Genomic DNA, 14,044 nt, shown 5'->3' on the forward strand with positions numbered 1-14,044 from the left:
GATGGATTGCTTCGCTTCGCTCGCAATGACGGCGCGGATCATTCCGCCGCAGCACTCCGCTTCACCCGATACCGTGTCGCCGGATGCGTCGCGCCCAGCCTCGCACGCCCTGCGCCGAACAGCTTCTCCCGCAAGGTGCCCTTCGCATACTCGCGCTTGTAGCGGCCGCGCTTGACGAGCTCCGGCACCAGCATGTCGGCGATGTCCTCGAAATCGCCGGGTGAGATCGCAAACGCGACATTGAGGCCGTCGACGTCGGTGTCCTCGAACCATTGCTCGATCTTGTCGGCGACCTGCTCCGGCGAGCCGACCACCACGGGGCCGGCGCCGCCGATGCCGACATGCTCGGCGACCTCGCGCACGGTCCAGACCCGGTCGGGATCGGCGCGGGTGACGTTGTCCATCGCGGAGCGGCCGGCGTCGTTCTGCACGTGGCGGACCTCCTGGTCGAGCGAATAGGTCGAGAAGTCGACTCCGGTCCAGCCCGACATCAGCGCCAGTGCGCCTTCATGGCTGATATGGCTGCGATACTCGGCGTACTTCGCTTTCGCCTCCGCCTCGGTCGGCGCCACCACGACGCACATCATCGAGAACATCAGGATCTCGGCCGGGTTGCGGCCCTTCGCGGCGGCGAGCTCGCGGATCGCCGACACCCGCGGACCGATCACCTTCGCCGACGGTCCCGACATGAACACGCATTCGGCGTGCTCGGCGGCGAACTGCCGGCCGCGCGGCGAAGTGCCGGCCTGGTAGAGCACCGGCGTGCGCTGCGGCGACGGCTCCGACAGGTGGATCGCGTTGAGCCGGTAGTTGTTGCCGTCATGGCGTACCGGATGCACCTTGCTCGGATCGGTGAAGATGCCGCGCGCGACGTCGCGGATCGCGGCGTCGTCCTCCCAGCTGCCTTCCCAGAGCTTGTAGACCAGCTCCATATACTCGTCGGCGAGTTCGTAGCGGTCGTCATGCGCGGTCTGCTTGTCCTTGCCGGCGCCGCGCGCGGCGGAATCGAGATAGCCGGTCACCACGTTCCAACCGACCCGGCCGCCGGTCAGATGGTCGAGCGTCGACATCCGCCGCGCGAACGGGTAGGGCGGCTCGAAGGACAGATTGCTGGTGACGCCGAAGCCGAGATTTTCGGTCACCGCGGCCATCGCCGGGATCAGCATCAACGGTTCATTGGCCGGGGTCTGCGCCGCGTTGCGCAGCGCCGCATCCGGATTGCCGGCATAGACGTCGTAGACGCCGAGCACGTCGGCGAGGAACAGCCCGTCGAACCGGCCGCGCTCCAGCGTCTTCGCCAGATCGATCCAGTAGGACAGCTTGTTGTAGTCCTTGGTGCGGTCGCGCGGATGGGTCCACAGCCCCGGCGACTGATGCGCCACGCAGTTCATGGCAAAGGCGTTGAGCCGGATTTGTTTTGTCATTGTCGAAAACCTTGGTCGAAATCTTGCGCGCCGCTTCGATTGCTGCCCGGTCGATGCCGGGCGTCCCGCATCAACTTGTTGCGACTTCCCACGTTTTGGCAAGGCCCATTCGCATTTCGCGCCCTTCCGGTCGCGAGCCGATCCCGATAGGTTGCGCCCCTCCAGAAGCATGATCGGGACGCCAAGCCATGGCGTTCCGGTGCGATCATGCCACGACGCGACCGGACGAAGGAACAATCATGGCGACACGGGCCGACGCAATCGCAAAGGTGCGAGAGCATTTTCAATCGGGAGAGTTCTTGAAGGAACTGGACCGCAGGGTCGGCTACCAGACCGAGAGCCTGAATGCCGACAAGGCCGATGCGCTGCGCGCCTATCTGGTGGAGAATCTGCAACCGGCCTTCGCCGAGCTCGATTTCAAGACCCACCTGATCGAGTCGCCGACCGGCCGTGGGCCCTATCTGATTGCCGACTACCAGGAAGACGCTTCGCGGCCGACCGTGCTGACCTACGGCCATGGCGACGTCGTCGACGGCATGGTCGGCGAATGGCGCGACGGGCTCAATCCCTGGCAGACCACGGTCAAGGGCGAGCGCGTCTATGGCCGCGGCACCGCCGACAACAAGGGCCAGCATTCGATCAACATGGCGGCGCTGCGCGCGGTGAAGCAGGCGCGCGGCGGCAAGCTCGGCTTCAATGCCAAATTCATCATCGAGACCGGCGAGGAGATCGGCTCGCCCGATCTGCGCGAGGTCTGCGAGGCGCATCGCGAGGAGCTGAAGGCCGACCTGTTCATTGCCTCCGACGGGCCGCGGCTGTCGGCGGAGCGGCCGACCATCTTCCTCGGCTGCCGCGGCGGCAACCGCATCCATCTCGACGTCAATCTGCGCGAGGGCGGCAACCATTCCGGCAATTGGGGCGGCGTGCTCGCCAACCCCGCCACGATCCTGGCGAGCGCGATCGCGAGCCTGGTCGACGGCAAGGGCCGCATGAAGCTCGAGATCCTGAAACCGCCGCCGATCTCGAACCGCGTCCGCGCCGCGCTCGCCGACGTCGAGATCAAGCCGACGGCGGACGAACCGGCGCTGGCGGAAGATTGGGGCGAGGAGGGCCTGACCGCGGCGGAGCGGCTCTACGCCTGGAACACGCTGGAGGTGCTGGCGATGTCGTCGGGCAATATCGAAAAGCCCGCCAACGCGATTCCCGGCAAGGCCAACGCCGTGCTGCAGCTCCGCTTCGTCGTCGGCACCCGGCATCTCGAGGTGATCGACGCGGTGCGGGACTATCTGCACAACAACGGTTTCCCGATGGTCGAGGTCTCGGGCACGCAGCGCTTTGCCGCCTCGCGCACCGACATGGATAGCCCGTGGATCGACTGGGCGGCGAACTCGATCCGCGCCACCACCGGCAAGGCGCCGGCGGTGCTGCCGAATTTCGGCGGCTCGCTGCCGAACGACGTGTTCTCCGAAGGCCTCGGCCTGCCGACGATCTGGGTGCCGCATTCCTATCCGGGCTGCTCGCAGCACGCCCCCGACGAGCACATCCTGCTGCCGGTGACCGAGGAGGCGCTGACCATCATGGCCGGCCTGTTCTGGGACCTCGGCGAGGCAAAGCACAAGGGATAAGGAGCTGGGCTCGCTTGTTCCCCGTCATTCTGAGGTGGCCGCTTCTTCAGCGGCCCTCGAAGGATCGACGGCCACCAGTGGGGCCGTGCATCCTTCGAGGCTCGCAAGAGCTCGCACCTCCAGCGACAAAGGCGAAGCCTTTGCGCGCGGATGACGGGGAAGACGTGGATGGCCGGGTCAAGCCGGCCATTTCGAGTTGAAAAGCTGGTGCCTTCACCGGCAAGGAAAATGTAATGACACTATCAACTTCGGCGGACGCTCAGCGCGCAACAGCGGTCGACAAGAAAAACATCACCCGCCTGATCGTCGCGACCTCGGTCGGCAATGCGCTCGAATGGTACGACATCTCGGTCTATGCCTATTTCGCGGTGTATCTCTCCAAGGCGTTCTTCCCGGCCAATGATCCGACCACCTCGCTGCTCCTGACCTTCGGCAGCTTCGGCCTGTCGTTTCTGATCCGCCCGATCGGCGGCGTCGTGCTCGGCGCCTATGCCGACCGGCACGGCCGCAAGGCCTCGCTGATGCTGTCGATCGTGCTGATGACGCTGGGCACGCTGGTGCTGGCGCTGATGCCGACCTATCAGACCATCGGCATCCTGGCGCCGATCGCGGTGCTGCTGGCACGGCTGGTGCAGGGCTTTTCCGCCGGCGGCGAGTTCGGCTCCTCGACTGCGTTCCTGGTCGAGCACATGCCCGAGCGGCGCGGCTTCGTGGCGAGCTGGCAGTTCGCGAGCCAAGGCGTCAGCGGGCTGCTGGGCGCGGGCTTCGGTGCACTGCTGACCTCGCTGATGAGCCCGGAGGATTTGCAGTACTGGGGCTGGCGGCTGCCGTTCCTGTTCGGCGTCCTGATCGGCCCGGTCGGCATCTACATCCGCAACCACGTCGACGATGCGACCCCGCCGCCGGCGGCGAAGAAGGAATCGCCGGTCAGGGAAGTGTTCGCGCGGCAGAAGCTCGCCACGATGCTCGCGATCGGCGCGCTCGCGGTGTCGACCGCGGTCAACTATTTGATCGTCTACATGCCGACCTATGTGGTGAAGACGCTCAACCTCGCGCCATCGGTCGGCTTCATCGCCTCGTTCGCCGCGCAGACCGCGGTTGCGCTGCTGGCGCCGATCGCAGGCATGGTCTCCGACAAGATCGGACGCACCACCCACATGATCCTGTTCGCGCTGCTGTTGCTGGTGTCGATCTTCCCGGCCTTCCTCCTGCTCACCGGCAAGCCGACGCCGATGATCATCCTGATCGGCGTGCTCTGGCTCGGCGTCCTCAAGTCGCTGTATTACGGGCCGCTCGCCGCGCTGATGTCGGAACTGTTTCCGGCGGCGACGCGTGCGACCGGGCTCGGTCTCAGCTACAATATCGGCGTCACCTTGTTCGGCGGCATGGGGCCGGCGATCATGACCTGGATGGGCGGCTTCGCGACGATCGGCGAGCTCGCGCCGGGCTACTATCTCACCGCGGTCTGCATCCTCAGCCTCTGCGCGCTGTTCACGATCCGCAGGCTGCGGCTGGCGTAGCGCATGATCCGAAAAAGTGCGAAGCGGTTTTTCGAAAGGATCATGCTAACCGCATCAGATTTCGTGATACGAAATTCAAATATCCTCATTGTTGCACAGCAGCGTAGATAGTCGAAATCAAAGTTTCATCTGACGAAAGTATACGGTGTCCGGCGCACGTCATCCGTCCTAGGATGATGTCGGCCGGGCGCGCATCTTCGTCCCGCCCGGTTCAGGATTTGGAATTGACGGCAAGGAAGGCCAGGGCATGAACGCCTCCACGACTGCGACCGCACGGACCAGCCGCAAGAGGCCACTGCCGGAGCCGGGCCAACCCGACAAGTTCAACGCGATCCAGAAGGTGTGCGCGATCCTGCGCGTGCTGGCGCAGCGCTCGCCGCTGCGGCTCACCGACATCGCCGACTCCACCTCGCTGAACAAGGCGACGGCGCTGCGCATTCTCAACTCGCTGATCGAGGAAGGCTTCGTCAGCCGCGTCGCCGGCGCCAAGACCTATGAGCTCGGCCAGGAGGCGCGGGTGATGGCGGTCGGCGCGCGCCGTTCGGTCGACATCGCCGAGCTGGCGCAGCCGAGCCTGCTCCGGCTGTCGGAGCGCTCGGCCGATACCGCGCTGCTGTCGGTGCGATCCGGCGTCGAGGCGCTTTATCTGGCGCGCTCGGTCGGCAACCATCCGCTGCAACCGAACTATTTGCAGATCGGCAGCCGCCGTCCGCTCGGCGTCGGCGCCGGCGCGCTGGCGCTGCTGGTCTGGCTGCCGGATGCCGAGATCGAGGCTGTGATCGAGGTGATCGTGCCGCGGCTGGCGAAATCGCCGCGCATCACGCCAAAGTTCCTGCGCGAGCGGATCGCCATGGCGCGCAAGGCCGGCCACACCGTGTTGATCGACGCCGCGTTCCCCGGCATGGGCGGCGTCGGCGTGCCGGTGCGCGACGATGCCGGCGAGGTGGTCGCCGCGCTCTCGATCGGCGCCGCGTCCGACCGCATCCGTCGCCGCGAAGGCGAGCTCGCCGACATGCTGAAGAAGGAAGCCCAGGTGCTGGCCCGCGCGCTGGCCCAGGCGCCGAAGAACGGGCGTGCGGCGAAGGTGGGCTAGATCGGCCCGAGGTGTGAGCGCCGGCTCCGCTTCACCTCGCCCCGCTTGCGGGGAGAGGTCGGATCGCATCGCCAGATGCGATCCGGGTGAGGGGTACAGGTCTCACCGCGTTCTGAACTCGTCGAAGCAGCCCCTCACCCCAACCCTCTCCCCGTAAGAACGCAGGGGTGTCCGGGGAAATTCAGGCATAGCGGAGCTCCATCTGGTCAGGTGAGATGGTTGATTTCCGACGGCTGGGGTTGATGGGCGGAGGTTTGTCGATGGCAGCGAGGGATCGACGCGTGAGCAGGAGCTGGCCGACGAGTTCGGCGAACCTGAGCGGGAGCATTTTGATGCAGTTGGTGTGAGCGGCGATGCGCAGCAGCAGGTAGGCAATCATCGCAGCGAGCACCTGAAGGCGGATCGCGTTGTCGTTGGCGCCGAGGAACTTGCGAATATCGAGATGCTGCTTGATCCAGCGGAACAGCAGCTCGATTTGCCATCTGCTCTTGTAGAGGGCGGCGATCTCGACGGCGCTACGGGCAAGGTCGTTGGTCAGGAGTGTGATCTTGCCGCCTTTCTCGCGTCTGATCTTGATGCGGCGGAGCGGGATTGGAAGGCGCGAATCGCCCTTGCTGGTGAGCTTCACCTCGTCATCGGCAAGGATTTCGAAGCCATCCCCGTTACGCTTGCGGATGGCGCGATGCCTGAGCGAGCGAAGACGGATGCTCGTCTTCGCCCGGGTAACGAAGAAAGCCTTACTATCATTGATCTTCTGCCACCAGTCGAAACGGCAATAGCCCTTGTCAAACACATAGGTGGTGGCGGGCTGGATTGGGGTCTGTCGGCCGATCTCGATGTCATTGACGTTCGCGGCCGTCATCTCGACGCAGGTCGGGACATCGCTCCTTGGGTCGTAGACGACATGCAGCTTCATGCCGCGGATGCGGCCGTTCCACGTCGCCCAACTGCAGACCTTGCCGAGCGGGATCGGACTGGCGTCGATCAGACGCACCATCTCCATGCCTTCACTCCGCAGCTGGCGACGCGCCATCGCCGACAGCGCCGCAAAGGTTTGCGCGAAAATGCCGATCGGACGGCGGGCATTGGCATCGGACAACGTCGAGCGCGACAGCTTGCCGGTTCCCAAGTGATAGTGATGCTGCGAATTGGCGTTGAAGCCAGTCACCACCCCGCGCAGACTGCTGTTGCCGCTAAGCTGGGCATAGATCAGCGCCACCAGATGATCCCAGCTCCTGAACGACTTGTCGGAGGCATCCCCGTCCAGACGATCCACAACCGTCTGAAACTGCCGTCGATTGATCGGTTCAAGCAGCCTTCCAAAAATGCTACCGCGATATCGCATGCTCGGCCCTCTGTGTCTCGACAACCAGAAAAGACCGATTTGCCTCGGTCCTGCCGAGCATGCACCGCGACACAGTGAATCATTCCCCGGACACCCCTGCGTAAGTGTTTGGTCCCTGCAGATTGGTTGGATGGAATCGGTGTAGAACGAGGCGTGGCCTTTGTTAGGGAGCGCCTCGTGTCATGGAACTGAGCTTGCACGCGAACGCCACGACGACACCGAAGACGCGTGCCTACATCCAGCGCAGCAGGAAGTCGGTCGCCCAATTGGCGGCCGAGCTGGGGGTCAGCGAGACCACAATCTATCGCTGGCGCGGCCGCACGACGGTCGAGGACCGCTCGCATCGGCCGAAGCACCTCACGACCAGCCTGTCCGCCCTTGAGGAACGGGCAGTGTGTGAGCTGCGGACATCGCTGCAGCTGCCGCTGGACGATATCGTCGAGGTGATGCAGCGGTGCATCAATGCCAAGCTGTCCCGCAGCGCGATCCACCGCTGCCTGCAGCGCAACGGCATCAGCCGGCTTGCCAAGCCCGACAAGCCCAGGGCCGGCGTCTTCGAAAGCGCCAGCATCGGCTTCATTCATATCGACGTGAAGTATCTGCCCGCGCTGCAGCGCCGCACCAGTTATGCCTTTGTCGCGATCGATCGCGCCACCCGATACGTCTTCGTCGAGATCCATTCCAGGCGAGACGGAACGACCGCGACCGGTTTCCTTAAGCGCTTCCTGGCTGATTTTCCGCACCAGGTTCACACCATCCTGACCGACAACGGAGCCGAGTTCACCGACCGCTTCGCCGTCGACAAGAAGAACAAACCGGTCGGGAAGCCTTCCGGCGACCATCCCTTTGATCGGCTCTGCAAGCAGCGCGCAATCGAGCATCGCCTGACCAAGCCCTACCATCCGCAGACCAACGGCCTCGTCGAACGCTTCAACCGGCGCATCGCCGAAGCCATCGGCCGCGAACACAAACGGGGCAGCGCGCGCCGTACCTTTGTCAACCACGCCGACCGCGACACCTTCATCGCCAAGTTCGTCCACGACTACAATCGGACCCGCCTCAAATGCCTCGGCTACCTGGCGCCAATCCAGGCCCTCGCCAATCACACGGGACCGAACACGTAAGAACGGGGCGAGGGAGCTGACCGCCGGTGCGGCGCGACCTCCGCTACGCCCCCTCATCCAGCGCCACCAGCTCGCGCTTCTTGCGCAGCGAGGGCAGCAGCGGGCCGACCAGCAGCACCAGCGCGAAGGCGAGGCAGATCGCCGAGATCGGCCGCTCCACGAAGGTCATGAGGTCGCCCTGCGAGAGGATCAGCGACTTGCGCAGATTGTTCTCCAGCATCGGCCCGAGCACGAAGGCGAGCACCAGCGGCGCCGGCTCGTAGCCGAGCTTGCGCATGAAATAGCCGATCACGCCGAACGCGATCATGACGTGGACGTCGAACACGTTGTTGCTGGAGCAGTAGACGCCGATGATCGTGAACAGGATGATCAGCGGGAACAGCACGTTGTAGGGCAGCCGCAGCAGCTGCACCCACATGCCGATCATCGGCAGGTTGAGCACCAAGAGCATCAAATTGCCGATATACATGCTGGCGACGATGCCCCAGAACAGCGTCGGGTTTTGCGAGATCATCAGCGGTCCCGGCTGCAGGCCGTGGATCACGAAGGCGCCGAGCAGCAGCGCCATCACCACGTTCGGTGGGATGCCGAGCGTCATCAGCGGAATGAAGGCGCCGCCGGCCGCGGAATTGTTGGCCGATTCCGGCCCCGCGACGCCCTCGATCGCGCCGTGGCCGAAGCGCTCCGGATGCTTCGAGAGCCGCTTCTCCAGCGCGTAGGAGGCGAACGATGCCACCACGGCGCCGCCGCCGGGCAGGATGCCGAGGAAGAAGCCGAGCACCGTGCCACGCGCCACCGGCCCGGCGCTGGCCTTCCAGTCCTCCTTGCTCGGCAGCAATTGGTTGATCCTGGTCTTGATGATGTCGCGCTTGATCGCCTGCTCGGTGTTGAGCAGCACCTCGGCGACGCCGAACAGGCCCATCACGACCGGCACAAGGCCGATGCCGTCGATCAGCTCGAGGCGGCCGAAGGTCAGCCGCGGCTGCGCCGTGATGCTGTCGAGCCCGACCAGGCCGAGCACGACGCCGATGCAGGCCATCAACAGCGCCTTGGCCATCGAGCCCTGGGTGAGGAAGGTCAGCACCACGAGGCCGAGCACCATCAGGCTGAAATATTCGGCCGGCCCGAACGCGATCGCGACGCTGGCGAGCGACGGCGCCACCAGCATCAGGGCGATCAGCGCGAAGGTGCCGGCGATGAACGAGCCGAAGGCGGAGATGCCGAGCGCGGGGCCGGCGCGGCCCTGCTTGGCCATCTGGTGGCCGTCGATGCAGGTGACGACGGAAGCCGCTTCGCCGGGGATATTGACCAGGATCGAGGTGGTCGATCCGCCATACATCGAGCCGTAATAGATGCCGGCCATCATGATGATGCCGGATTCCGGCGTGCCGGACAGCGTCACCGGCAGCAGCAGCGACATCGCCGAGATCGGGCCGATGCCGGGCAGCACGCCGACCAGCGTGCCGATGAACACGCCGATGAAGCAGTAGAGCAGGTTGATCGGCAGCAGCGCGACGCCGAGGCCGTGGGCGACGTTGACGAGAGTATCCATGGGCGCTCAACCGATCTCGAACATGCCGCTCGGCAGCTGGATCGCGAGCAGGTGCTTCAGCACCCACCACATCCCGAGCGGGGCAAGGATGGACAGCGGGATCGCCAGCGACCAGCGCACCGGATCGATCACGCGGAGCAGCAACAGCATCAGCGGGATCGCCGACAACAGGAAGCCGAGCGGCTCCAGCGCAAAGGCGAACGCGGTGAGGCAGACGATGACCAGCACCGGCTTGCCCCAGCGCGCATTCTCCCAGCGCGAGGCGAAGGTCGGGCCGCCCTCGGTGACCGCCGCGATCATGATCGAGGCCGCGAACACGCACATCAGGATGCCGGTGTAGAACAGCACGTAGCCGGAGCCGGGATCGTTGATGGTGCCGAGCTTCAGCTTGAGGCCCGACCAGATCACGAAGGCGCCGAGCCCGAGCCCGATCAGCCCGCCCCAGAGCTCGGAGTTGTTGAGGCGGAATTTGACGTTGGTTTGGTCTGTCATGGGATGTGCTCTCGTCAAGTCGCAAGGTGGGGCATCGACCTATCCCCGTCATTGCGAGAGAAGCGAAGCAATCCATTTCACCGCATGTGCGGAGGGATGGATTGCTTCGTCGCTTCGCTCCTCGCAATGACGGACGGAGACTTCGCGGCCAGTCCTTACTTCTTCGCCAGCCCCAGCGTGTCGATCACCTTGCGCTCGGACTCGGTGACCTCCCCCACGAACTTCTTGTAGTCCTCGGTGTTCTTGTAGTTCGGCACCATGTCGTATTTGGCCAGCGTTGCGATCACCGCCGGGTCCTCGATCGCCTTCTTGAAGGCATCGTGCAGCTTGGCGACGATCTTGGGGTCCATGCCCTTGGGGCCGGCGATGCCGAACGGCGAGTCATAGACCATGGGGTAGCCGAGCTCCTTCAGCGTCGGTACGTCCGGATAGTTCGGCGAGCGCGCGCCGGTCCACACCATCAACAGGCGGAGCTTGCCGGCATCGACCAGCGGCCGCCAGCCGGTGGAATCCGCCTGCAGCATGGTGTGCTGGCCGAGCACGGCCGCATTGGTCTCGGCGCCGCCCTTGAACGGCACCTGGGTCAGCTTGATCCCGGCCATCAGGGCGATCTGCTCCATGCCGACATGCAGCGAGGTGCCGGTGCCGGGCGTCGCATAGGTCACCTTGCCCGGGTTCTTCTTGGCGAAATCGACTACGTCCTGCCAGGTCTTGAACTGCGACTCCGCGTTGGTGGTGACGCCGAAGGTGTAGCCGGTGAGGTGAATGATGTAGGAGAAATCCTTCGCCGGATCCCAGGACACCTCCTGCATCAAGGGCAGGCGGAACACTGTGATCGGGATCTGGGCGATGGTGTAGCCGTCGGGCTTGGCGCCGGCGGCCATCGTCGCGGGGCCCACGGTGCCGCCGCCGCCCGCCTTGTTGTCGACCGCGATCGGTTGGCCCAGCACCTTCGAGGCGCTCTCGGCGATCGCGCGCATCGAGATATCGGTCGAGCCGCCCGCCGGCCATGGCACGATCAGCGTGATCGGCTTGGTCGGATAGTCCTGCGCGAGCGCCGCTGTTGACACCAGCATGCCGGCGGCGGCGAGCAGGACCATCAAGCGATTGCGGTGCGACATCTCGATCTCTCCCTTATGACCGCGTTCGATCGCGGCCGCGTCTTGTTCGGTGTTGGCAATGATCGTCCCTGTCATGCTAGGACCGAGCGCATTGGACAGAACGGGGCGGGCAACGGAAGCGCGAATTGCGCTCGAAGCGCCGGCTGCGACAATTGGTCTGCCGCGACTTGGCGCGACCTGCCGAGCCGCGGAATTCAATCGGCCTTTGGTCGGACGGATTGGCCGTTCCTGGCACTGTGCCGGGGAGGGCGCGGGGTGTGCGCGCCTGACCGGCAAGCCGGGTTTGGTCAAGCGAATAATCAAGGGAACCCAAAGGCATCGGCGCCTTGCGGGATTGCGCGCTTGCCGTCATCATGGCGCCGCCCGCTGCAGGAACGCCGCCCGACAGATGACGCCATCGCCTGACGCCACCGACGACGCTGTGACGAGGGCGTTTGCCGGCCTTCCCGCGTTGCTCGACGAGGCCCCTCGGCTGCTTGCGCGCGGGCGGCTGCTTGATTGCGACTGCCTGATCGGCCCGATGGCGCGGCCGTTTCATGCCGCGATCCGCAGCGGGCGCATCGTCGAGCTTGCGCCTTCACCGGTCCTGATGCGCTCCTGGCGCTTTTCCTATCGCGCGACGCCGCAGGCCTGGGCCGCCTATTGGCAGGCCGAGCCGAAGCCCGGCTGGCACGATCTGCTGGCGTTGACCAAGCGCGGCGAGGCCGTGCTGGAAGGCGACCTGCATCCCTTCATGGCGCATCTGCAATACTTCAAGGACCTGCTGGCGCTGCCGCGGCAGCATTTCGCGGCGGCCGTATCATGAGCGGCAAGATCATGGACGGCCACATCGAGCCGATGGTCGGCCGCTACGTTCACGTCGAGATCGGCGGCGAGCTGCACCGGATCTATTTCGAGGAGAACGGCACGGGCATTCCGCTGGTCTGCCTGCACACCGCGGGATCGGATGCGCGGCAGTGGCGCCATCTGCTCGCGGATACGCAATTTGCCGAAAATTTCCGCATCATTGCCTTCGATATGCCCTGGCATGGCAAGTCGAATCCGCCGATGAGCTGGACCGGCGATGAATACCAACTCACCACTGCGCGCTACACCGAGACCATCCGCGCTTTCTGCCGTGCGCTGCGGCTGGAGAAGCCTGTCGTGATGGGCTGCTCGATCGGCGGCCGCATCGTGCTTAACCTTGCGATCGAATATGCCGCCGAGTTCCGCGCGCTGATCGGGCTCGAGGCTGCCGATTTCCAGGCGCCGTGGTATGACACGAACTGGCTGAACCGGCCGGATGTTCACGGCGGCGAAGTCTGCGCCGCGCTGGTGTCCGGGCTGATCGCCCCGCAAAGCCCGGAGCCTGCGCGGATGGAAACGCTGTGGGCCTACAAGCAGGGCGGCCCCGGCGTGTTCAAGGGCGACTTGTATTTCTACCGTGTCGACGGCGACCTGCGCGGCCGGGTCGCGTCAATCGAGACTAAAGTATGCAACCTCTATCTGCTTACGGGCGAGTATGATTTCTCCTGCACGCCCGAGGATACGAGGCGGACCGCAGCGGCAATAGGGGGCGCCAGCGTCACGATCATGGAGCAGCTCGGTCATTTTCCGATGAGCGAGAATCCGGAACAGTTTCGCCGCTATATCGCACCCGTCCTCGCTGATATTCTCACGCACTAGAACGACCGTTTCCACGCAAGGAGTAGACGTATGACACGCAACTATCTGATCGGCTTCGCGCTCGCCGCCGCGCTCGCCGCCGCGCTGGGCGCGAGCCAGGCGCAAGCCCAGGAGCTGACCGGCACGCTGAAGAACATCAAGGACACCGGCGCGATCACGCTCGGCTACCGCGACTCCTCGATCCCATTCTCCTATCTCGACGACAACCAGAAGCCGGTCGGCTACGCCATGGACATCTGCTACAAGATCGTCGATGCCGTGAAGAAGGAGCTGAAGCTCGACAAGCTCGAGGTCAAGCTCAACCCGGTGACCTCGGCGACGCGTATTCCGCTGATGGCCAACGGCACCGTCGACCTCGAATGCGGCTCGACCACCAACAATGCCGAGCGCCAGAAGCAGGTCTCCTTCACCAACAGCCACTTCCTGACCGCCAGCCGCTACGTCACCAAGAAGGCGAGCAAGATCAATTCGATCGACGATCTGAAGGGCAAGACGGTGGTCTCGACCGCCGGCACCACCAACATCAAGCAGCTGACCGAGGCCAACCTCGCGCGCGGGCTGAGCGTCAATATCATCCCGGCCAAGGACCATGCCGAGGCCTTCCTGATGGTCGAGACCGATCGCGCGGTCGCCTTCGTGATGGACGACATCCTGCTCGCGAGCCTCGTCGCCGGCTCGAAGTCGCCGGATGACTACGTGATCTCCAAGGACGCGTTCTCCAAGCCCGAGCCCTACGGCATCATGCTGCGCAAGGACGACGCGCCGTTCAAGAAGGTCGTCGACGCCGCAACCGCCGCGCTCTACACCAGCGGCGAGGGCCAGAAGATCTATGACAAGTGGTTCACCCAAAAGATCCCGCCGAAGGGCCTTAATCTCAACTCGCCGGCTGGACCGGAGATGAAGAAGCAGTTTGCGAAGCCGTCGGACTCTCCGGATCCGGATGCCTATCTGGTCAACTGACCGCTGTGTATGACCCGTCGTCCCTTTTGGGAGCGGGTCCTGAAAGTTAGCATGTCCGGCCATTTTTGGAGGAGAATGGCCGGACATTTGCATAGACGCCGCGCGCGATGCCGGCGTAATGCC

The 14,044-nt window shown here is 64.6% G+C and carries 12 protein-coding genes; 7 read left to right on the forward strand and 5 right to left on the reverse strand.

All coding sequences use genetic code 11. The features are described from left to right. Positions 1-38 precede the first annotated feature (38 nt). Positions 39-1,424, reverse strand: a complete 1,386-nt coding sequence (locus ACVI1L_RS19920; protein WP_456783601.1) for an LLM class flavin-dependent oxidoreductase — start codon at positions 1,422-1,424, stop codon at positions 39-41. 239 nt (positions 1,425-1,663) lie between these two features. Between ACVI1L_RS19920 and ACVI1L_RS19925 the strand changes: the two genes are divergently transcribed. From ACVI1L_RS19925 to ACVI1L_RS19935, 3 genes are all read left to right on the forward strand, one after another. After that, positions 1,664-3,049 (forward strand): M20 family metallopeptidase, encoded by a 1,386-nt coding sequence (locus tag ACVI1L_RS19925; RefSeq protein ID WP_076827757.1) that lies wholly within the window; start codon positions 1,664-1,666, stop codon positions 3,047-3,049. Between the two features lie 233 nt (positions 3,050-3,282). Continuing rightward, the gene (locus ACVI1L_RS19930) at positions 3,283-4,569 is read left to right on the forward strand and encodes an MFS transporter (protein WP_057015480.1); all 1,287 of its coding nucleotides are present in this window, start codon (positions 3,283-3,285) and stop codon (positions 4,567-4,569) included. Positions 4,570-4,816: 247 nt separating this feature from the next. Then, positions 4,817-5,662 (forward strand): IclR family transcriptional regulator, encoded by an 846-nt coding sequence (locus ACVI1L_RS19935; RefSeq protein WP_057015479.1) that lies wholly within the window; start codon positions 4,817-4,819, stop codon positions 5,660-5,662. Between the two features lie 181 nt (positions 5,663-5,843). On the opposite strand, the gene ACVI1L_RS19940 is transcribed toward ACVI1L_RS19935, so the two are convergent. After that, on the reverse strand, positions 5,844-7,007 hold the full coding sequence (locus ACVI1L_RS19940; RefSeq protein WP_456783602.1) for an IS4 family transposase: 1,164 nt from the start codon (positions 7,005-7,007) through the stop codon (positions 5,844-5,846). A gap of 182 nt (positions 7,008-7,189) precedes the next feature. On the opposite strand from ACVI1L_RS19940, the gene ACVI1L_RS19945 reads away from it, so the two are divergent. Continuing rightward, positions 7,190-8,131, forward strand: coding sequence for an IS481 family transposase (locus ACVI1L_RS19945; RefSeq protein WP_456783603.1), 942 nt, complete (start codon positions 7,190-7,192; stop codon positions 8,129-8,131). A gap of 43 nt (positions 8,132-8,174) precedes the next feature. Here ACVI1L_RS19945 and ACVI1L_RS19950 read toward each other — a convergent pair whose 3' ends face one another. From ACVI1L_RS19950 to ACVI1L_RS19960, 3 genes are all read right to left on the reverse strand, one after another. Then, positions 8,175-9,683 carry a tripartite tricarboxylate transporter permease gene (locus ACVI1L_RS19950; protein WP_028341157.1) on the reverse strand — a complete coding sequence of 503 codons (1,509 nt, stop codon included), beginning with the start codon at positions 9,681-9,683 and terminating at the stop codon, positions 8,175-8,177. 6 nt (positions 9,684-9,689) lie between these two features. Beyond that, entirely contained in the window at positions 9,690-10,175 is a 486-nt protein-coding gene (locus tag ACVI1L_RS19955; RefSeq protein ID WP_028332964.1) for a tripartite tricarboxylate transporter TctB family protein, read from the reverse strand. Positions 10,176-10,330: 155 nt separating this feature from the next. Continuing rightward, positions 10,331-11,296 carry a Bug family tripartite tricarboxylate transporter substrate binding protein gene (locus tag ACVI1L_RS19960; RefSeq protein WP_038384272.1) on the reverse strand — a complete coding sequence of 322 codons (966 nt, stop codon included), beginning with the start codon at positions 11,294-11,296 and terminating at the stop codon, positions 10,331-10,333. A gap of 388 nt (positions 11,297-11,684) precedes the next feature. Between ACVI1L_RS19960 and ACVI1L_RS19965 the strand changes: the two genes are divergently transcribed. Genes ACVI1L_RS19965 through ACVI1L_RS19975 form a run of 3 tightly spaced genes read left to right on the forward strand, consistent with a single transcriptional unit; the run spans position 11,685 to position 13,921 of the window. Further along, positions 11,685-12,101 carry a hypothetical protein gene (locus tag ACVI1L_RS19965; RefSeq protein ID WP_168856499.1) on the forward strand — a complete coding sequence of 139 codons (417 nt, stop codon included), beginning with the start codon at positions 11,685-11,687 and terminating at the stop codon, positions 12,099-12,101. Further along, positions 12,098-12,961: an alpha/beta fold hydrolase gene (locus ACVI1L_RS19970; protein WP_456777677.1), complete on the forward strand. Its 864-nt coding sequence runs from the start codon at positions 12,098-12,100 to the stop codon at positions 12,959-12,961. Before ACVI1L_RS19965 ends, ACVI1L_RS19970 begins: the two co-directional genes overlap by 4 nt. Before the next feature lie 30 nt (positions 12,962-12,991). Beyond that, complete coding sequence (locus ACVI1L_RS19975; protein ID WP_456783604.1) at positions 12,992-13,921, forward strand: amino acid ABC transporter substrate-binding protein; 930 nt, start codon at positions 12,992-12,994, stop codon at positions 13,919-13,921. Positions 13,922-14,044: the final 123 nt, after the last annotated feature.

This window comes from Bradyrhizobium sp. USDA 4516 (assembly GCF_054055915.1).